Source organism: Ensifer sp. ENS02 (genome assembly GCF_014851885.1).
GTDB lineage: Bacteria > Pseudomonadota > Alphaproteobacteria > Rhizobiales > Rhizobiaceae > Ensifer > Ensifer adhaerens.
Genome location: NZ_JACVAO010000008.1, coordinates 272,200 through 292,083, shown reverse-complemented (window position 1 = coordinate 292,083; position 19,884 = coordinate 272,200). Strand labels below are relative to the sequence as shown.

The following is a 19,884-nucleotide window of genomic DNA, read 5'->3' as shown; positions in this document are numbered from 1 at the left end:
CTGCAGCACTTCAGCGAAGGTTCTGCTTCAAGAACGCGAAATCCAATAAAAAAACCCGGCGGTTGCTTCCGCCGGGTTTTCTGTATCTACCGCTCTTATCGAGCTTACTGGCTGTTGCTTTCGGCAGCCGTTCCCGTCGTCGACCAGGCGCGCATCGCCTGATTGAAGGCATCCGTACCGCTCTGCCCCTTTTCAAGCGTCAGCAGCGCGCGGCGGCCGTTGCGATAGGTGAGCGGAATATCGATCCAGCTGCGGCTACGCAGCAGTTCGGTGTTGTTGCCGATGGCGTCCGTCGCATCGTTCAGCGCGATCATGTGGAAATCGTCGGTGATCTTGGCCGGAACCGCGATCAAGGCGTCTCCCCGGTCCTGCTCGGTCCGCTTCATCGATACGCGCTGGACGCTGTCGATAGCGCCGCCTTCGAAGTTCGACGGCAGCGAGAACACGAATTCGATGACGTGACTTGCCGGCAGCGACGGATCCGCATTCCGCTTGATCGTCATCAGCGCGGTGAGACCACGGTCGGGAACGGTGATCTGGGCCTGGATTGCCGGTTCGGGCTTGGCGTCGCCGCCAGGCGACTCCTCCTTCACCGTCCATGCCACGGTTCCCGGAACGGCCGTGGGCGAAGACTGGCCAAGACGCTCCTCGTAGAGGAACATCTTCTCGCCGGTCGCAAGCGCGACTTCAGGCTGGTTCGGCTGGCCCGCCGGCTGGCCTTTCGCCGGCGCTCCGGCCTGGCCGGCCGTGCCGCCCTGCCCGGCGGCCGCTTCGACAGGCTTGCCTGCCTCCGTCTGCGGCGCCACGGACTTGCCTTCCTGCGCCGCGCTCTCGCCGGTTGGGTTGGCCGGACCGTCGTCGGTTTCCGATCCGTCCGCCATCAGGCGCTGCGTGAACTTGGTCGAGCTGTTGTCCGGAGCGACGGTATCGTCGTGCGCAGCCGGTTCCTGCGTGGCGGTTTCGCCAGCGGGCTGCGGCGGCGTGCTTTGTTCTGCCGGCGCTCCGCCGATGTTTGACACCACCGAGGTTATCGACGCCACCATGCCGGAGATCCAGGCATTGCCGGCCTCTCGGTTCTGCCAGTAGGCAAACCCGCCGCCGCCAAGCGCCAGCAGGGCGACGCCCGCAATCGCGAGACGCTTAATGCTGAAGCGCGACGGCTTCGGCGTGGCCCGGTAAGATGTCGGCCTCGGCGCCGCCGGGGTTGCTTCGCCAGCCCGTTCCGGCTCGCGTGCTGCGGCCGCAGCTCCGGCTCCCACCGCAGCAGTATTGGCCGCGTCCTCGAAACCGAGCAGGTCGTCGATATGATCCCAAGCGGTACCAGCGCGTTCCTGCTGGTTCTGTGCCGCCGGTGCGGCAGTAGCCTGAACTGGCTTTTCGACCGGCCATGACCAGTCGCTGATCTCCGGTTCGGAAGTCTTCTCGGCCCGCCGCTCTTCGATCGCCGCGAAGGGGTCATTGTCGTCGAACGACCAGCCGCGCACCGGGTCCGCCTTGGGCGTCGCCTCAGGCGCATGTTGGTCCGGCTCGGCGACCGGATGCATCCCCAGGAGCTCGGGCGCGTTATCCGGTTCGTGGGCCTCGGCGGCACGCTCGTCGCTGAGGTGTTCGGCAACCGGAGCGACGGTCGAAGTCGGACCAACGGTCTCCCACTCGGGCAGGTCCCACTCCGAGAGTGCCGGCTTCTGCTCGGCGTTTGCCGCCGGCGCTTCCTCCCAGGCCGGCTCATGCGCGGCATGGTGCTGCGCCTCGACCGACGGGGAAGGCTCCGATGTGTCCTGCGTTTCTGCCACCGGCTCCGAATACTCGGGCGCTTCGTAGGCTGGCGCGTCTTCGTGCGGCTGAGCCACGACGGGACTTTCGTCCAGCGGCGCCGCAACGGCTTCGGCAGGCTCAACGACCGGTTCGTATTCTACCGGCTCGACCGGAGTTTCCTCGGCCAGTTCAGCATGAGGCTCGACGACATGCGTCGGTTCCTCATAAGCCTCGGCATGGTGGTAGGGCTCGGCGGCACTTTCCGGTTCCGCGGCCGGCTGTTCGACCTGTTCGGCAACGGCCACCGGTTCGCTTTCGGCAACCGGCGCAGACTGAGCTTCCGGTTCCGGTTCCGGTTCCGGTTCCGGTTCCGGTTCCGGTTCCGGTTCCGGTTCCGGAACGGGCTCGTCTACTGCAGCGTCCGAGGCAACCGGTTCGACGGTCTCCGCCTCGGCTACCTCCGGCTCGTCGAGCGCCGGCAGGGCCTCGGCATGTTCGCTGTCGACCTCGGCGATTGCATTTTCGAGCTTCGCCAGCTGGCGATTGATCATGTCGTCCGACGGACGCGGGTTCATGTTTTCGAGTTGGCGGCGCACGGCCGCGCGCGCCTTCTCGTATACCCTGTCCCGCATTTCAGGTGTGTTTTCCGACAGGCCGTCAACGGTCCTGCGAATAACTGCAACAAAGTCCGCCATTAGTACTTTCTCATACGCCCAGGTATGTCTTTGCGATCACGACGCAATGTCAGTTCGCCGACACTAGTCCTCAAAGGGGTCCGTCACAAGTATTGTGTCGTCCCGCTCCGGGCTGGTCGAAAGAAGAGCAACCGGTGCACCGATCAGTTCTTCCACCTGGCGGACATACTTGATCGCTTGCGCCGGAAGATCTGCCCAGCTGCGCGCGCCAACCGTCGATTCTTTCCATCCTTCAAGGGTAACATACACTGGCTTTGCCGAAGCTTGCTGCGCCTGGCTTGCCGGCAGATGGTCGATCTGCTGCCCATCCAGAGTATAGCCGATGCAGATCTTCAGTTCGTCGAGACCATCGAGAACGTCGAGCTTGGTAAGCGCGATGCCGGTGATGCCGTTGGCGGCGACCGACTGACGCACCAGAGCCGCATCGAACCAGCCGCAGCGACGCTTGCGACCCGTGACCGTGCCGAACTCATGCCCCTTCTCGCCGAGGAACTGGCCGATTTCATCGGTAAGCTCGGTCGGGAACGGACCTTCGCCGACACGCGTCGTATAGGCCTTGGTGATGCCGAGGATATAGCCGAGCGAACCGGGACCCATGCCCGAGCCGGCGGCAGCCTGGCCGGCGACCGTGTTCGACGAGGTGACGAACGGATAGGTGCCGTGGTCGATGTCGAGCAGCGTGCCCTGCGCGCCTTCGAACAGGATGCGGGCGCCCTTGCGGCGAGCCTTGTCGAGCAGCACCCAGACGGTGTCCATGAACGGCAGCACCTTGGCGGCGACCGACGAAAGCTCCTGCATGATCGCGTCATGGCTGATCTCGGCTTCGCCGAGGCCGCGGCGCAGCGCGTTGTGGTGCGTCAGCAGGCGATCGACCTTGGCCGGCAGCGTGTCAAGGTCGGCAAGATCCATGACGCGGATGGCGCGACGGCCGACCTTGTCTTCGTAAGCCGGACCGATGCCACGGCGCGTGGTGCCGATCTTCGTACCGCTGTTGGAGGCGGCGTCCTCGCGGATGCCGTCGAGCTCGCGGTGCAGCGACAGGATCAGGGTGGCATTGTCGGCGATGCGCAGATTGTCCGGCGTGATCGCAATGCCCTGCTTGCCGAGCTTGTCGATTTCGGCGATCAGCGCGTGCGGATCGATCACGACGCCGTTGCCGATGACGGCAAGCTTGCCGGGACGCACGACGCCGGAGGGCAGGAGCGACAGCTTGTAGCTGACGCCGTCGATCACCAGGGTATGGCCGGCATTGTGACCGCCCTGAAAGCGCACGACGATATCCGCGCGCTCGGAGAGCCAATCCACAATCTTGCCTTTGCCTTCGTCACCCCATTGGGAGCCGACCACTACGACATTCGTCATAATTCTCTTCCTGTTCAGGCGCGCAACCGAGGCTGCGCTGTTCTCAAACCCGCGCATCTATACTGTGTTGTCATCTGGAAAGCGACCCCGTTATGTCGGGCGTTCCGCCCTTTTTGCATGACAAGGCCGGGATATAGAGCCTATATCTTCCGCTCTCCCGCCACCGCGACAGCCGGTCGCCATCCCCATGCAGGTCTGACCATCGTGAATTCCAGGGCCTACTTCTATCTGTGCATCACCGCTCTCTTCTGGGGCGGCAACTCCGTCGCCGGAAAGATGGCCGTTGGCCATGTGAGCCCAATGATGCTGACGACCCTGCGCTGGGTCTTCGCGCTCATCGTCATCCTGGTGCTGATGACGCCGCAGATCCGCCGCGACTGGGACAAGATCCGCAAGCACTGGCTGCAACTTCTTGCCTATGGCGCGATCGGCTTCACCACCTTCAATGCCCTGCTCTACTCGGCGCTCAAATATACGAGCGCCATCAATGCCGTCATTCTGCAGGCCGGCATCCCGATGCTGATCTTTCTCTTCAACTTCGTGCTCTTCCGCACCAAGGCGTCGATCGCCCAAGTGATCGGCTTTACCGTCACCCTCGTCGGCGTACTGGTGACGGCGGCCCATGGCGACGTCACCAGCCTGCTGTCGCTCGAATTCAACTTCGGCGATGCGCTGATGATCGCGGCCTGCATCGTTTATGCCGGCTACACCGTGGCGCTGCGCTACAAGCCGACCATGCACTGGCAGAGCTTCATCGCCGCCCCCGCCTTCGGCGCGCTGTTGAGCGCCATCCCGCTGTTGTTCTGGGAGATCGGCACAGGCACGGCCATCGTGCCCGATAGCACCGGCTGGGTCATCGTTCTCTATGCCGCAATCTTCCCGTCGCTGATGTCGCAGGTGCTTTATGTGCGCGGTGTCGAGATGATCGGCGCCAACCGCGCCGGCCTGTTCATCAACGCCATTCCCGTTTTCGGCACGCTGCTGTCGGTGATGCTGATCGGCGAGACCTTCCACCTCTTCCACCTCGTCGCCCTGCTCTTGGTGCTCGGCGGGATCGCGATCGCCGAAAAAGGTCGCCCGCGCTAGAGAAGTCTCGCGCCTGCCGGGCAAGTTTCGGGCGATGCAATCGCTAGAACTCGGGAGGCGACTTAAGGCTTGATTAGCAGATGGGTGTTTCTGTCGCCGCCAGGATTTTCCTTGGGGCTAAGGCAGTGAAAAATATTAGAATTTCGACACGTATCTACTTATTGACGGCGATGGCGCTGGTCTTCATGGCAGCCGCCATGGCCTACAAGACTCAAGTCGCCAACTCGGAAGTCAGCGACGAGCGCCGGCAGATGCTGCGCAACGTCACCGAAGCGGCGATCTCGACGATCGCAAGCTTCGAGGAGCAGGAGCGCAATGGCACGCTCTCGCATGAGGAAGCCCAGAGCCGCGCTATTTCTGCCGTTATGGCCATGCGCTTCGGCCAGGACGGCTACTTCTTCATCAACGGCTTCGACGGCATGATGATCGCCCACCCGCTCGCCAAGAAGCTCGTCGGCACCGACGTGCGCGGCCTCAAGGATACCAACGGCAAAGCCTTTAACGTCGAGCTCATCGCGTTGGCGCAGAACCCCGGCAGCGGCATCGTCAACTACTATTGGGACAAGCCCGGCCATGAGGAGCCGGTCGAGAAGTACTCCTACATTCAGGGCTTCAAGCCCTGGGGTTGGGGCGTCGGCACCGGCGTCTATGCCGACGATCTCGCCGCCAAGTACAATGCATCTCTGCTGATGACGATCATCACCACGGCGATCGCCGCGATCGCGACGCTTGCTGCCGCCATGGCGATCGGCCGCTCAATCAGCCGGCCGATCAACCGGCTGAAAGACGTGATGCTCGAAGTATCGAACAACGACACACGTTCGGAAGTTCCGGATACCGACCGCCGCGACGAGATCGGCCACATGGCCGATGCCCTCGTCGTGCTGCGCGCCTCGGTGATCGAGCGCAACGCGCTCGAAGTTCGCCAGCGCGAACAGCAGGTGGCGCTCGACGGCGAGCGCAGCGCCAACGAGGAAATGCAGCAGGCGACCGCCCGCGTGCAGGCCCATGTCGTCAGCACGATCGGCGGTGCGCTCGAGCGGCTGGCGAGCGGCGACCTGACGACCCATGTGCCGGATCTCGGCGCAGACTACGAAAAGCTGCGCCAGGACTTCAACACTGCCGTTGCGGCCCTTCGCTCGACGGTGAGCGCGATCGCCGATTCCACCTCAGTTGTCACCGGCAATGCCAATGAGATCAGCAGGGCAGCCAACGACCTGTCGCAGCGCACCGAGCAGCAGGCAGCGTCGCTCGAAGAAACCGCAGCCGCCCTCGACGAGATCACCTCAGCAGTTCAGAACTCCACCAACCGCGCCGAGGAGGCGACCCGCATGGTCGCGGAGGCCCGCAAGGGTGCGGCCACCTCGAGCGAGGTCGTTCGCGACGCGATCACCGCCATGGGCCGCATCGAAAACTCGTCTTCGAAGATCGGCGAGATCATCGGCGTCATCGACGACATCGCCTTCCAGACGAACCTCCTGGCGCTGAACGCCGGCGTCGAGGCGGCACGCGCCGGTGATGCCGGCAAGGGCTTTGCCGTTGTCGCGCAGGAGGTGCGGGAACTGGCGCAGCGTTCGGCAACGGCGGCCAAGGAGATCAAGGGGCTCATTACCGCGTCAGGTGTCGAGGTTTCGGCCGGCGTGCGTCTGGTCGAGGCGACCGGCTCGGCGCTCGGCGACATCGAGCGGCGGGTCAACGAGATCAACGACCGCATCGTCGCCATTGCGACGGCCGCCCGCGAACAGTCGGTCGGGCTGCGGGAGATCAACACCGCCGTCAACCAGATGGACCAGATGACCCAGCAGAACGCCGCCATGGTCGAGCAGACCTCGGCCGCAAGCCAGGCGCTCGCCGGCGAAAGCAACGTGCTATCCGGTCGGCTCGCCCAGTTTACCGTCGAGGAGAAGGTATGGCGGTCCGCTGCGCAGCGCGCAGCTTGATCCATCCCGAGACGAAAATGGCGCCAATCGGCGCCATTTTCATTCAGACGAGATGCCGCTCCATATAGAGCGCATCATCGCCATAACTTGAGAGCTTCTGCACCAGCCGTTCGTCCATGCGAACCTCGAAGCCCTGTCGCTCCCAGAAGCGGCGGGATCCGTTGACGGAAACGAGCGACATCGACCGGAACCCTTCCGTCCGTGCAACATCGGCAAGCATCGGCAACACGCCGCCCCCTGCCCCGGAGCCACGCATTTCGGGCAGAAGGGCGAGGTCATGGATGTACCAGGTATCGGCAGTCTCAGGGATTTCGCCAAGCATGCTGTTCAGCGACGGCGGCGCACCGCGAAGCCAGGGGTGGCTCAACACATAGCCGCGCGACAGGCCCTTTGAGTCCAGCATGAAACAACCGGCAGGGCTGAGCGCGATGCGGTCGGCGAGCACGGCGTCATCCTCGGGAAAGGCCTGGTGAACCACGAGCTGGATCTCCGATACGGATGCGAGGTCGGGCAGGCTTGCCTCACGCCAGCGGAATGTCATTTCGGTCATTTCTCGTCATATGCGTTCGAAACAGGAAAACGCACCGGCGGTCGGCCGGTGCGTCCTCGATATGTCCCGTGAGTGGGTCGGCAAAGTGGCAGACCGTGCTGCCCCGTGCTGTGGCTGGCATCAATCGATGTTGAAGACCAGCGGCTTTGCCTGGCGAATTGCCGGATTGGCACGCAGCTTGTCAAGCACGGCCTCGGAAACAGCGCCATCGACGTAGAGCAGCGCGATCGCGTCACCGGCTTCCTTCTCGCGGCCGAGCTGGAAGTTCGCGATGTTGACGCCCGCATCGCCGAGCGTCATGCCGATGAAGCCGATCATGCCGGGAACGTCGGTGTTGGTGATGTAGACCATGTGGTTGCCGACATCCGCATCGAGGTTGATGCCCTTGATCTGGATGAAACGCGGCTTGCCGTCCGAGAACACCGTGCCGGCGACCGAACGCGTCTGGTTCGCCGTCTTCACCGTCAGCTTGATGTAGCCGTCGAAGACGCCGGTCTTGTCACGCTTGACCTCGGACAGGATGATGCCCTTTTCCTTGATCATGACCGGCGCCGAAACCATGTTGACGTCGGCGACCTGCGGCCGGATCAGACCGGCAAGCACGGCACTCGTCAGCGCCTTGGTGTTCATGCCGGCGGTCGAGCCGTCATAGAGGATCTCGATTTCCTTGATCGCGCTTTCGGTCACCTGACCGACGAAGGCGCCGAGAACATCGGCAAGCCGGATGAACGGCTTCAGGATCGGTGCTTCCTCAGCGGTGATCGACGGCATGTTGATGGCGTTGGAGACCGCACCCTTGACCAGATAGTCCGACATCTGTTCGGCCACCTGCAGCGCGACGTTCTCCTGGGCTTCCGTGGTCGAAGCGCCGAGATGCGGCGTGCAGACGACGTTCGGCAGGCCGAAAAGCGGGCTTTCGGTTGCGGGTTCGACCTCGAAAACGTCGAAACCGGCGCCGGCGACATGGCCCGACTTGATCGCTTCGGCAAGCGCCTTCTCGTCGACGAGACCACCACGGGCGCAGTTGACGATGCGCACGCCGGGCTTGGTCTTGGCAAGCGCTTCGGCGCTCAGGATGTTGCGGGTCTTGTCGGTCAGCGGCACGTGCAGGGTGATGAAGTCAGCCTGGGCGAGCAGTTCGTCGAGTTCGACCTTGGTGACGCCCATTTCCTCGGCGCGCTCCTTGGAGAGGAACGGGTCGTAGGCAAGCACATGCATCTTCAGGCCGATGGCGCGCGAGCAGACGATCGAGCCGATGTTGCCGGCGCCGATGACGCCGAGCGTCTTGCCGGTGATTTCGACACCCATGAAGCGGGACTTCTCCCACTTGCCGGCCTGCGTCGAGGTGTCGGCGGCCGGAAGCTGGCGGGCAACGGCAAAGAGCAGCGCAATCGCATGTTCGGCGGTCGTGATCGAGTTGCCGAAGGGCGTGTTCATCACGATGATACCGCGGCGCGAAGCGGCCGGGATGTCGACATTGTCGACGCCGATGCCGGCGCGGCCGATGACCTTGAGGTTGGTCGCAGCGGCGATCAGCTTTTCCGTCGCCTTGGTGGCGGAACGGATGGCAAGACCGTCATACTTACCGATGATTTCGGCGAGCTTGTCCTTGTCCTTGCCGAGCTTCGGCTGGAAATCGACTTCGACGCCGCGGTCGCGGAAGATCTGGACGGCGGTTTCCGACAGTTCGTCGGATACGAGAACACGAGGTGCCATGGGAGGCCTCCTTAAAGATCAGGTCTGAATGGGAATGCGGGTAGCCAGGCCTCGCTCCCATCGGGAGCGAAGCGGATCACTCAAATCAGTGTGAGATGCGGGCGAAGTTCATTGTCCTCACCCTTTGTCCAATCAGGCCGCGGCCTGTGCCAGCGTTGCCTTCTGGGTCTCGAAAGCCCAGGTCAGCCATGGCATCAGCGCCTTCATGTCGGCGGCCTCGATCGTGGCGCCGGCCCAGATGCGAAGACCGGACGGGGCATCGCGGTAATGGCCGATGTCGAAGGCGACGCCTTCCTTTTCGAGGAGCGCAACCACGCCCTTGGCAAAGGCCGCCTGTCCGTCGGCGTCGAGCGCGAGCACGTCCTTGTCGACGATCTTCAAGCAGACCGAGGTGTTGGAGCGGGTCTCGTCCTTGACCGCCAGGTTTGCGATCCAATCGTTGGCGGCGACGAAATCGAAGATTGCCTGCGCATTGGCATCAGCCCGGGCCATCAGGCCCTTGAGCCCGCCGACCTGCTGTGCCCAAAGCAGCGCATCGATGTAATCTTCGACGCAAAGCATCGACGGCGTGTTGATGGTTTCGCCGGTAAAGATGCCTTCAATCAGCTTTCCGCCCGAGGTCATGCGGAAGATCTTCGGCAGCGGCCAGGCCGGCACGTAGGTCAGCAGCCGTTCGACGGCGCGCGGCGACAGGATGATGACGCCATGGGCGCCCTCGCCGCCAAGAACCTTCTGCCAGGAGAAAGTGACGACGTCGAGCTTGGCGAAATCGAGGTTCTGCGCAAACGCGGCAGAGGTCGCATCGCAGATCGTCAGGCCCTTGCGGTCAGCCGGGATGAAGTCGCCGTTGGGCACACGCACGCCCGAGGTCGTGCCGTTCCAGGTGAAGACCACGTCGCGGTCGAAATCGACCTTCGAAAGGTCGGGAAGCTCGCCGTAACCGGCTTCGAACTTGCGTACGTCGGCGAGCTTCAGCTGCTTGACCACGTCGGTCACCCAGCCGGCGCCAAAGCTTTCCCAGGCGACCATGTCGACGCCGCGCGGACCGAGCAGCGACCAGAGCGCCATTTCGACGGCGCCGGTGTCGGAAGCGGGCACGATACCGATACGGTAGTCGGCCGGCACTTCAAGAATGTCACGGGTAAGATCGATGGCCTGCTTCAGCTTCGTCTTGCCGATCTTGGCGCGGTGCGAACGACCGAGCGGAGCATCGGAGAGAGCGTCGAGCGTCCAACCGGGGCGCTTCGAGCAAGGGCCAGAAGAGAAATGGGTATTGTTCGGACGGAGGTCCGGCTGTGCAGGCTTTGCCATGTGCTATCCTTCCAGATAGATAGCCCTTCGTTGGGGAAGGGTGTCCCGCCGTCGTCGATATTGGCGGCGGGATCGGAAGTCAAGCGCTTTGTCGCAATCGACAAAATTAATGGCGTAGCGGGCAACATATGAAAAGACAGGCGGCCACCGCCGAACGATTGTTGCCAGACAACGCCTTCATGTGGGCAACAGGTTGAATCACTTGGGGAAAGAACGCAGCGAACCTGCTCGACTTTCCCGCGGCCGATGGCGCTAGAACGAGAAGCGCAGGCCCGCTCGGATTTCGTGACGGGAAAGACCATCGTCAAAGCCCTTGCCGCCACGTGCGCCCGCAAGCGCCTCAGTGCCGAAGCCGAACATCTCGCCGTCGGCGATATGGGAGTAGCGGTAGCCGACATCGAGCTTCAGCTGATCGCTGAGGTCGTAGGAAACGCCGGCCATCAGCGCATAGGTGAACCGCCAACTGTCGCGCCCCTCGTAAGAGATGGAGCCGGCCGCTCCGGCGCAGGCGCCGCCACCGGCAACGCAGGTCGCCTTTTCAACCGCCGTATCCCAGTTGAGACGCGTCGCGCCGAGACCAGCGCCGACATAAGGCGTGAAGCCGGCAAGCGTGCCGAAATCGACATAGGCATTCGCCATCAGGCCGAGAGCGGAATAGTCGGCCCCGGTCGAAAACGCGCAGGATGTTCCCGCCCCTTGCCCCGCGCACGGGCTTGCCGATGAGGATGAACCGTTGAACCGGCCCTCGAAATACTCCGCCGTCAGGTCAGCGCGGAACGTGTCGGTAAACTGGTAGCCGACGCCAAGCGACCCGGAAAACGGCTTGTCGAAACGAGCGTTGTCGAAGGTGGTGCTGTCGTAGGTCGACGTGCCCGCATCGAAGGTCCGGTAATAGGGATCGCCTTCGCTACGCCAAGGCGCATAGCCGATATCGCCGCGCAGATAGATCGCACTCGCGCCAGCCGATTCTTTTTCGATGGTGATCTCCGGCGCATTCAGGAGATCCTCATCGGCAGCGAATGCCGCGCCGGAAAGGAGCAGGCCGGCACCAAAAGCGGCCCCGCAGAACCCGTTTCGCCAATCCATGCCCATGCCCTTTCACCACTGCTATCGGTGCGGGATGGCGCGCTGCCGTCACCGCTTCGTTCAGCGTTAACTATTGGCAGCGACTGGTTAACCCCCGGTTAACCATGCCTGTTAGGAAACAAGCAAAGAATGGCGGCAACGAAAAAGGCCACCCGAAGGTGGCCTTTTGTATCATCTGGTCTGGCCGATCACTTGTAGACGATCGGCTCCGGCTCGTAGGGCACTTCGCAGACACTGCCGAACGAGTAGCGCAGACCAGCGCGCGCCTCGTGGATGTAGAAGCCTTCGTCGGAGCCCGGACCGCCACCGTTGGCGTAGCCGAACATGTCGCCATCGTCGACCTGGCGGAAGCGGTAGCCGACGTCGGCTTTGAGATTGCAGGTGAGGTCGATGGCAGTACCGGCCATCAGCGCATAGGTGAAGCGCCACTTGCTCTCGCCGTCATGACCGGTCGTCGGGTCGCATTGGCTGGGATCGGCGATGCTGCAGCTGGTGTTGCGCAGCTTGTCCCACTTGACGTGGGTGGCACCGATACCGGCACCGACGTAAGGCGTGAAGGCGCCGTAGGTGCCGATGTCGACATAGGCATTGGCCATCAGGCTCCAGGCGGAAACGGAGGTGACGTCACGCGACCGGCAAGGACCGACCACGCTGCCGCAGTTGCCCAAAGTCGAGCCAGTGAAGTCGGCGCCACCCCAGTAGTCGGCCGTGATGTCGGCGCGCAGGTAGTTGTTGAACTGGTAACCGACACCAACGCCGGCGACCCAGGAATCATCGATATCGGCCGTTTCGAAACTGGTGATGGAGCCGCCAGGCCCCCCTTGGTAGTAGTTCGCGCCGCGCAGATTGTTCCAGGCGTAACCGACATCGCCGCGCAGATACCAGCCGCTGGTCTGGATGACTTCGACCGGCTGTTCCGGCACCGGCTCGATAGGCGGTTGATAGACATCCGCAGCAAGAGCTGCCGTGCCGCTGAGCAAGATCGCAACAACGCCACTCAAAATTCTCTTCATGGCCCACTCCAATAGATTCCGTTGCTTGGATCACCGTGAAAGCGGTGCCCAAATCCCGTTGTTGTTGTGGATAATGAGGAGCAAAGGTTAAGTTCCGATTAACTACAAACGTTTACCGCGTTTGTTAAGGAATCGGCATATTCTTGTAGTTGTCGTGCAGTTTACTGCCTGCTGCCCGAGATCACATAAGGTAGAGCTAAATAGAACGGCAGAACAACGCTCTCTTTTGTCGTGATGGTTGCAGGTTCTGTTCCCCAGCGGAGTTCTAACGGGAAAATGGCCCGGACCGCGGCGACGCTACCGGGCAAAAGCAACAGGCAACGGGAAAAAAAGAGGCCGGCGCTTCGCACCGGCCTGGAGGGAAGTCGATTGGTACCGGCTTAGGCGGCGTTGCGCACGCTGCCGATGACATTGACCAGTTCGTCGACGATGCGCTCGACCTGGCCGCGATCGTCGCCTTCCGCCATCACGCGGATAAGCGGCTCCGTGCCGGACGGGCGGATCAGCAGACGACCGGATTTCGCAAGCTCCGCTTCCGCGTCCGCAATCGCCTGGCGCACGGTCGCATCTTCAAGCGGCTTGCCGGCGGAAATGCGCACGTTCTTCAGCACCTGCGGCACTGGCTCGAAGCGGTGGCAGACCTCGCTCACCGTCTTGCCCTGACGCTTGATCACCGCAAGGATCTGCAAGGCCGCAACAAGACCGTCGCCGGTGGTGCCGAAATCGGAAAGCACGATATGCCCCGACTGTTCGCCGCCGACGTTCAGTCCGTCCTGGCGCATCTGCTCGACGACATAGCGGTCGCCGACCTTGGTGCGGCGCAGGTCGATGCCGCGCCCCTTAAGGTAACGCTCGAGACCGAGATTGGACATCACGGTCGCCGCAACGGCACCGCCGCGCAGCATGCCGTCCTCGGCCCAGCTGTCGGCAATGACGGCCATCAGTTGATCGCCATCGATGACGGTACCGTTCTCGTCGACGATCAGCACGCGGTCGGCGTCGCCGTCGAGCGCGATGCCGATATCGGCGCGCACTTCATGGACCTTCTTGGAAAGAGCAGCCGGATGCGTCGAGCCGCAGTCGAGGTTGATGTTGAGGCCGTTCGGCTCCGTACCGATGGTAACGACTTCGGCACCCAGTTCCCAAAGGGCGGTCGGCGCCACCTTGTAGGCCGCGCCATTGGCGCAATCGACGGCGATCCTCAGGCCCTGCAGCGTGACATCGCGCGGCAGCGTGCGCTTGGCATGTTCGAGATAGCGATAGATGTCGCCATCGACGCGCTTCGCGCGGCCGATGTCTTCCGACTTCGCCAGCTGGCCCGAGAGATCCTGGTCGAGCAACGCCTCGATCTTCTGTTCGATGTCGTCGGAGAGCTTGTAGCCATCGGGGCCGAACAGCTTGATGCCGTTGTCCTGGAAGGGATTGTGGGACGCCGAAATCATCACGCCGATATCGGCGCGCAGCGAGCGGGTGAGCATGGCCACACCCGGCGTCGGGATTGGCCCGAGCAGGAAGACGTCGAGACCGGCCGCGGTGAAGCCCGCCACCATCGCGTTTTCGAGCATGTAGCCGGAAAGACGCGTGTCCTTGCCAATCACCACCCGGTGGCGATGGGCGCCATTGCGAAAGATCGTACCGACGGCGATGCCGACCCGCATCGCCAGATCCGGTGTCATCGGAAACATATTGGACTGGCCGCGAATACCGTCGGTGCCGAAATACTTGCGCTTCATAAGAGCTCCATCGTTCTGCCGGGTCAGCGCTGGCTTTGCCAGTTTCGCCTGTCTGCGGGGTGCGCGACTGGGTTTCATTGACCGGACCTCATTTCATATCGGCGGTTGCCGTACGCCTCGGATCGTCGTGCCCGCCAATGGCCATGCGATCGCAACACATGAGTCTTCTTTGACACAAAAGCGCAGCAAACGGCAGCGAGCCTAGCATCAGAAATCATTACATCCCGTTACCAAATGCCAGGTGCAAAATCGCCAACGAAAAACCGCCGCTCCACTCAAGGAACGGCGGCTTCAATACATGGCCGACAGCTGTCGGTTATTGCGGCTGCGGCTCGAACCCGCCTTCGGACTCTTCGCCCTTGCCCGCCGAGCCTTCCTTCTTGGCACCGGCCGAGGGAACGGCCGAGCCACGATGCGGCGGCGTGTCGTCGCCGAGATCACGTGCCGGCTTCTCCCCGCGGATCAGCGCCTTGATTTCTTCGCCGGTCAGCGTTTCGTATTCGAGCAACCCTTCGGCAAGCGCCACGAACTCGTGGTTCTTCTCCGTCAGGATTTTGCGCGCGGTCTCGTAGGCCTCATCGATCAGACGACGGATTTCGTTGTCGATCTTCTGGGCGGTCGCCTCCGACACGTTCTTCTGCTGAGCAACGGAGTGGCCGAGGAAGACTTCCTGCTGGTTCTCGCCATAGGAAACCTGGCCGAGCTGGTCGGAGAAGCCCCATTGCGTCACCATCGCACGGGCAAGCTTGGTGGCCTGCTCGATATCCGAGGATGCGCCCGAAGTGATGTTCTCCTTGCCGAAGGTCAGTTCTTCGGCGACGCGTCCACCCATCATGATGGCAAGACGCGAGACCATCCACTTGTAGCTCATCGAGTAGCGGTCGCCTTCCGGCAGCTGCATGACCATGCCGAGCGCGCGACCGCGCGGGATGATCGTCGCCTTGTGCAGCGGATCGGCCGAGGGAACGTTGAGCGCGAGGATCGCGTGACCGGCTTCGTGATAGGCGGTCAGCTTCTTCTCGGCCTCGGTCATCGCCGACGAACGCCGCTCCGCGCCCATCATGATCTTGTCCTTGGCATCCTCGAACTCGAGCATGGTGACAAGACGCTTGTTGCGACGGGCGGCCATCAGGGCGGCCTCGTTGACGAGGTTCATGAGGTCGGCACCGGAGAAGCCGGGCGTACCACGGGCGAGCACCTTGAGGTCGACGTTTGGCGCCAGCGGCACGTTGCGCACATGCACCTTGAGGATGCGTTCGCGGCCGTTGATATCCGGGTTCGGCACGACGACCTGGCGGTCGAAGCGGCCCGGACGCAGAAGGGCCGGGTCGAGAACGTCAGGACGGTTGGTCGCGGCGATCAGGATGATGCCTTCGTTGGCTTCAAAGCCGTCCATCTCGACCAGCAGCTGGTTGAGCGTCTGTTCGCGCTCGTCGTTGCCGCCGCCGAGACCGGCGCCGCGATGACGACCGACAGCGTCGATTTCGTCGATGAAGATGATGCAGGGCGCATTCTTCTTGGCCTGTTCGAACATGTCGCGCACACGGCTGGCGCCGACGCCGACGAACATTTCAACGAAGTCCGAACCGGAGATCGTGAAGAACGGCACGTTGGCTTCGCCGGCAACCGAGCGGGCCAGCAGCGTCTTACCGGTACCGGGAGGACCGACGAGCAGCACGCCGCGCGGAATGCGACCGCCGAGGCGCTGGAACTTCTGCGGGTCGCGCAGGAATTCGACGATTTCTTCCAGGTCCTGCTTGGCTTCGTCGACGCCGGCGACGTCGTCAAAGGTGACACGGCCATGCGCTTCGGTCAGAAGCTTGGCCTTGGACTTGCCAAAACCCATCGCCCCACGCGAGCCGCCCTGCATCTGGCGCATGAAAAACAGCCAGACGCCGAGGATCAGAAGCATCGGAAGCAGGGTACCGATATAGCTGAGGAACCCGGACGAACCGTCGGTTTCCGGGCGAACCGTGACCGTCACGTCCTTGGCTTCGAGGCGCTCGGTCAGCGCCGTATCGACTGAAGGCGCGTAGGTCTGGAAGGTTGCGCCGCTTTCGGAATAGCTGCCGATCACTTTCGAGCCGGTGATCACGACTTCCTTGACGCGGCTCGCATCCACGTCCTTGAGGAATTGCGAGAACGGAATCTCGCGCGAGCCGGTGCGCTCCGTCGGCTGTTGGAACATGCTGAACAGCGCGATCAGCAGAAGCGCTATGATTGCCCAAAGGGCAAGATTACGAAAATTAGGGTTCATCGAACTCCCCGGAACCTGTCACGACCCGCGCATTTCGCGAGCCGCTGTCTTGCTCCCTAACATAGGGTTCTGGTGACGTATTGCCAAGGCAAACCGCCGGCTACCGTTCCATTTCTGTCAATAGATCGTGAACCGGCGGCGGAGGATAAGGCTCTCGTCCGAACAATCCGGCGATCCGATCGGCCATGATCCGGTCGAAACCCGGCAAAAAGGTGTCGTAGAGCCCGATCCGCGGCTCGATTGTGATGGATGCGACACTTTCGCCGTTCTCAGACCGGACCCTCGGCGCCGTAAGCGATGCACGACCGGCAACGCCCGGTGGCAAGCCTGCGGCAATAAGTCTCTGCTGTTGTGTCCCGCCTCGGCCCTCTGCCGCGACGGAGATGGGCGCGCTTCCGCCATTTCGCACATGGAAGCGGCCATCCCATGTTGCGGTCTCGCCGCCTGCAAGCGTCAAAGTCGTCAGGCCCCGCGCCTCGCGATAGAGGTAGAGCCCGCTTGCGCGGCGGTCGAACACGCATCTTCCGGCCGTCATCCTACCGAGCGTTGTCTCTCGCAGAAACGCCGCCACCCGCTTCACCGTATCTGCGGCGGGGATATGCGCGCGGCCGCCGACCACGGCCACCAGCGCGAGCAGCGCCCGCTGCCAATCGACGTTGTCGCGATGGTCGTCGAGAGCAAGCGGGATCTCCACCACCAGGCCTGCATGCACGCGCACATGGCGGGTGATGAAGGCGGCAGCCCTTGCCGACGACCGGGCCCTGGCTCCAGCATCCCATACCCCCTCTTCTGCCCGCGGTGATTGCGCCAGTTCGGCCCGGACGCGGACCCGCTCGAAGGTCGGGTTGGCATTGCTCGGATCATCGAACCAGGTCACGTCGCGCGTCGCGAGATAGGCGCGGATCGACGCTCGGTCTAGGTCGAGGAACGGCCGCAGCACCCAGATCCGGCGGTCATAAAGGGTGGCACTCGCCATGCCGGAAGCGCCCGGCCCCTGCGCCCTTTGCATCCGCATCAGGATCGTTTCGCGCTGGTCGTCGCTGGTGTGGCCGGTGACGATGCAGCCGGCCTCAAGCCGCTCGGCGGCATCCGCCAGTAGCCGATAGCGCGCCTCGCGCGCCGCCGCCTGAATGCCGGTCAGCGGTTTGGGGCCATCCCAACGCTTGATGAGGTGCGGAACGCCGATGCTTGCGCAGAAGGCGGCAACGCCTTGCGCTTCCGCAGCCGATTCCGGCCGCAGGGCGTGATCGACCGTACATGCGGCCAGGGAAAATCTGTTGGGGTCGCTTGCCTCGATCGCCTCGTTCAGGGCGAGAAGCAAGCCCTTGGAATCGCTCCCGCCGGAGACGGCAACGAGGATACGCATCGGGCGAAGACAGGAGGCGAGAAATCGTTTTGCCGTTTCGACAACGGCTGTCGGCGCTGGAGCCTCAGCAGCCAAAGCGGCTCTGCTCGCTCGTCACCTTCGCCTTCACCGCAGGCGAGGCCTTGGGATAGCGCTTGTTGACCTCGCCCAGCGTCGCGCAGGCGGTTTCCTTGTTGTCGAGCGCACCGAGCGACATGCCGAGCTTCAAGAGCATTTCGGGCGCCTTCGGCGATTTGCCGTGGGCCTGATGCGCGTTCAGGAAGGTCTTGGCGGCGTCGCTGTATTTGCCTTGCGAATATTGGGCTTCACCCAGCCAGAAGCTGGCATCGGCTGCCTTGTCGCCCTTCGGAAACGCGGCCAGGTAGTCGCCGAATTCCTGCTCGGCAGTGCTGTAGTCGCCCGAAAGGACATGACCGTAGGCCGACTGGTAGAGGTCGCCGGGATTGTCGAGCGATGCAGTCTGCTGGCTGCCGGGATTGCTGTTCAAGCCGCCGTCGGCCGGTGCGCCGGAATCGACGCCGGGAAGCGTGGCGTTTGCGCCCGGCCGCCCATCCGTCGTCGCTGCGACCGGATTGCCGTTCTCGTCGAACACGATCTGTCCGAGTGTCGACGGCGGGGCCGCGCCGGTGCCGCCCAGGCTTCCTCCGGGCGAAACGCCCGAAGACGCCATGTCGTTGCCGCCGGCTGCGGGCGCCATGGTCTGGCTATCCGTCACCCCCGGGGTGACGGACGCCTGATCGCTGGTTTTCGGCGTCTGCAGAGCGCCGCTCTTCTTGGGGGAGGCCTTGCCGCTTTCCAGATCCTGGAAGCGGAACTCGTTGTCCTCCTGGAACTTCCGGATCTGCTCCTGCATCTGCAAGAGCTGGAAGCTCATTTCCTCGATACGCCCGTTAAGCGAGCGGATCTGTTCTTCGAGCTGGCCAATCCGTGCGGTTTCGGCCGACTGCACCTTTACGACGGGCAGGTTCTGCGCGCCGCTGTTGGTCTCAGTCGTTCGGGCCAGCAGCCCTGAAAGAGGCATGGCGTTCGCCGTCTGGCCGAGACCCGCAAGGGTCGCAAGACCGATCAGGCCCGCCACGACAAATTTCTTCATTTCATTTGTCCTGTTCGAATACCGGTTGTCCCACCCTTGACCAGGGGCCCGCAATACATCTCGCCGAGTCATCTGGGTGATTGCCGCACAGTTTTCCAATTGCCCTGAAAAAGCAACGGAGTTCGGCCAAAGTGTGGTAAAAAAGCAAAGGGCGGCCAAGGGCCGCCCTTTTAATTTAGCGATCTGTGATCTCCGGAACACGCAACGCCTCCTGGGATCAAGTCGTGATTGCGGGCCACACAATGCGCGCGGCCGCGGCATCATTACATGCCGGCGCCACCGAGAACGGTAACGGCGCGGCGGTTCTGCGACCAGCAGGAAATGTCGTCGCAAACGGCGACCGGCTTTTCCTTGCCGTAGGAGATCGTCTTCATGCGGTTCGACGGAACGCCCTGGCTGATCAGGTAGTCGCGGGTCGAGGCCGCACGGCGGGCGCCGAGCGCCAGGTTGTACTCGCGCGTGCCGCGTTCGTCGGCATGGCCTTCGATGGTGATCGCGTAGTTCGGGTACTTGGCAAGCCACTGGGCCTGACGAGCGAGCGTCTGCTGCGCGTCGGCGCGGATCGAGGTGGAGTCGGTGTCAAAGAAGATGCGGTCGCCGACATTGACGGTGAAGTCCTGCTGCGAGCCCGGCGTTGCCGAACCGGCGCCACCGAGACCGAGTTCGCCAGCGCTGCCCGGCAGGTTCTTCTTCGATGCACAGCCAGCCAGGGCAAGCGTCATGACCAGGGCGATCATGACCGGGTTGCGAGCGATGGTCTGCATGCGGCCTGCGGCCGGGGTGTCAATTCGGCTCATACGCCGGTCTCCTTGAGAAGTGTCTGAATTCACGGTTGCCAGACTGTAACCGGAAGCGGTTAATCGCTATTCAACAGTTATGGTTAACAAATCGATAATTTCGGCTCGGGCCCTGCTAGACCAG

Annotated in this window: 14 protein-coding genes; 2 read left to right on the top strand and 12 right to left on the bottom strand. The window is 62.9% G+C overall.

Annotated features, from left to right (window positions below):
• Positions 1-104: 104 nt before the first annotated feature.
• Together IB262_RS18910 and IB262_RS18905 are read right to left on the bottom strand one after the other, a co-directional pair.
• Positions 105-2,450 (bottom strand): hypothetical protein, encoded by a 2,346-nt coding sequence (locus IB262_RS18910; RefSeq protein WP_192493734.1) that lies wholly within the window; start codon positions 2,448-2,450, stop codon positions 105-107.
• A gap of 63 nt (positions 2,451-2,513) precedes the next feature.
• The gene (locus tag IB262_RS18905; protein ID WP_034806437.1) at positions 2,514-3,812 is read right to left on the bottom strand and encodes an adenylosuccinate synthase; all 1,299 of its coding nucleotides are present in this window, start codon (positions 3,810-3,812) and stop codon (positions 2,514-2,516) included.
• A 204-nt stretch (positions 3,813-4,016) separates the two neighbouring features.
• Here IB262_RS18905 and IB262_RS18900 point away from each other — a divergent pair, with 204 nt between their 5' ends.
• Positions 4,017-4,898 (top strand): DMT family transporter, encoded by an 882-nt coding sequence (locus tag IB262_RS18900; protein WP_112976718.1) that lies wholly within the window; start codon positions 4,017-4,019, stop codon positions 4,896-4,898.
• Positions 4,899-5,023: 125 nt separating this feature from the next.
• Positions 5,024-6,838 (top strand): methyl-accepting chemotaxis protein, encoded by a 1,815-nt coding sequence (locus IB262_RS18895; protein ID WP_034806432.1) that lies wholly within the window; start codon positions 5,024-5,026, stop codon positions 6,836-6,838.
• A 43-nt stretch (positions 6,839-6,881) separates the two neighbouring features.
• On the opposite strand, the gene IB262_RS18890 is transcribed toward IB262_RS18895, so the two are convergent.
• From IB262_RS18890 to pal, 10 genes are all read right to left on the bottom strand, one after another.
• The gene (locus IB262_RS18890) at positions 6,882-7,388 is read right to left on the bottom strand and encodes a GNAT family N-acetyltransferase (protein WP_060581186.1); all 507 of its coding nucleotides are present in this window, start codon (positions 7,386-7,388) and stop codon (positions 6,882-6,884) included.
• 120 nt (positions 7,389-7,508) lie between these two features.
• Positions 7,509-9,104, bottom strand: a complete 1,596-nt coding sequence (gene serA / locus IB262_RS18885) for a phosphoglycerate dehydrogenase (protein ID WP_112976688.1) — start codon at positions 9,102-9,104, stop codon at positions 7,509-7,511.
• A gap of 132 nt (positions 9,105-9,236) precedes the next feature.
• Positions 9,237-10,415, bottom strand: coding sequence for a phosphoserine transaminase (locus tag IB262_RS18880; RefSeq protein ID WP_060518572.1), 1,179 nt, complete (start codon positions 10,413-10,415; stop codon positions 9,237-9,239).
• 252 nt (positions 10,416-10,667) lie between these two features.
• Positions 10,668-11,501 (bottom strand): outer membrane protein, encoded by an 834-nt coding sequence (locus IB262_RS18875; RefSeq protein WP_112976719.1) that lies wholly within the window; start codon positions 11,499-11,501, stop codon positions 10,668-10,670.
• Between the two features lie 188 nt (positions 11,502-11,689).
• On the bottom strand, positions 11,690-12,514 hold the full coding sequence (locus IB262_RS18870) for an outer membrane protein (RefSeq protein WP_060581121.1): 825 nt from the start codon (positions 12,512-12,514) through the stop codon (positions 11,690-11,692).
• A gap of 380 nt (positions 12,515-12,894) precedes the next feature.
• Positions 12,895-14,247: a phosphoglucosamine mutase gene (gene glmM, locus IB262_RS18865; protein ID WP_060518576.1), complete on the bottom strand. Its 1,353-nt coding sequence runs from the start codon at positions 14,245-14,247 to the stop codon at positions 12,895-12,897.
• A 316-nt stretch (positions 14,248-14,563) separates the two neighbouring features.
• Complete coding sequence (ftsH, locus tag IB262_RS18860) at positions 14,564-16,504, bottom strand: ATP-dependent zinc metalloprotease FtsH (protein WP_034806263.1); 1,941 nt, start codon at positions 16,502-16,504, stop codon at positions 14,564-14,566.
• Positions 16,505-16,604: 100 nt separating this feature from the next.
• Positions 16,605-17,870 carry a tRNA lysidine(34) synthetase TilS gene (gene tilS, locus IB262_RS18855; protein WP_112976690.1) on the bottom strand — a complete coding sequence of 422 codons (1,266 nt, stop codon included), beginning with the start codon at positions 17,868-17,870 and terminating at the stop codon, positions 16,605-16,607.
• A 64-nt stretch (positions 17,871-17,934) separates the two neighbouring features.
• A complete protein-coding gene (ybgF, locus tag IB262_RS18850) occupies positions 17,935-18,963 on the bottom strand; it encodes a tol-pal system protein YbgF (RefSeq protein WP_112976691.1) in 1,029 nt (342 codons plus the stop codon).
• 263 nt (positions 18,964-19,226) lie between these two features.
• On the bottom strand, positions 19,227-19,760 hold the full coding sequence (gene pal, locus IB262_RS18845) for a peptidoglycan-associated lipoprotein Pal (RefSeq protein WP_034806256.1): 534 nt from the start codon (positions 19,758-19,760) through the stop codon (positions 19,227-19,229).
• Positions 19,761-19,884: the final 124 nt, after the last annotated feature.

Bases quoted from the DNA above. Each gene is read 5' to 3' on its own strand.
- IB262_RS18910 (WP_192493734.1), bottom strand. From the start codon at position 2,450: ATGGCGGACTTTGTTGCAGTTATTCGCAGGACCGTTGACGGCCTGTCG.
- IB262_RS18905 (WP_034806437.1), bottom strand. From the start codon at position 3,812: ATGACGAATGTCGTAGTGGTCGGCTCCCAATGGGGTGACGAAGGCAAA.
- IB262_RS18890 (WP_060581186.1), bottom strand. From the start codon at position 7,388: ATGACCGAAATGACATTCCGCTGGCGTGAGGCAAGCCTGCCCGACCTC.
- serA (WP_112976688.1), bottom strand. From the start codon at position 9,104: ATGGCACCTCGTGTTCTCGTATCCGACGAACTGTCGGAAACCGCCGTC.
- IB262_RS18880 (WP_060518572.1), bottom strand. From the start codon at position 10,415: ATGGCAAAGCCTGCACAGCCGGACCTCCGTCCGAACAATACCCATTTC.
- IB262_RS18875 (WP_112976719.1), bottom strand. From the start codon at position 11,501: ATGGATTGGCGAAACGGGTTCTGCGGGGCCGCTTTTGGTGCCGGCCTG.
- IB262_RS18870 (WP_060581121.1), bottom strand. From the start codon at position 12,514: ATGAAGAGAATTTTGAGTGGCGTTGTTGCGATCTTGCTCAGCGGCACG.
- glmM (WP_060518576.1), bottom strand. From the start codon at position 14,247: ATGAAGCGCAAGTATTTCGGCACCGACGGTATTCGCGGCCAGTCCAAT.
- ftsH (WP_034806263.1), bottom strand. From the start codon at position 16,504: ATGAACCCTAATTTTCGTAATCTTGCCCTTTGGGCAATCATAGCGCTT.
- tilS (WP_112976690.1), bottom strand. From the start codon at position 17,870: ATGCGTATCCTCGTTGCCGTCTCCGGCGGGAGCGATTCCAAGGGCTTG.
- ybgF (WP_112976691.1), bottom strand. From the start codon at position 18,963: ATGAAGAAATTTGTCGTGGCGGGCCTGATCGGTCTTGCGACCCTTGCG.
- pal (WP_034806256.1), bottom strand. From the start codon at position 19,760: ATGAGCCGAATTGACACCCCGGCCGCAGGCCGCATGCAGACCATCGCT.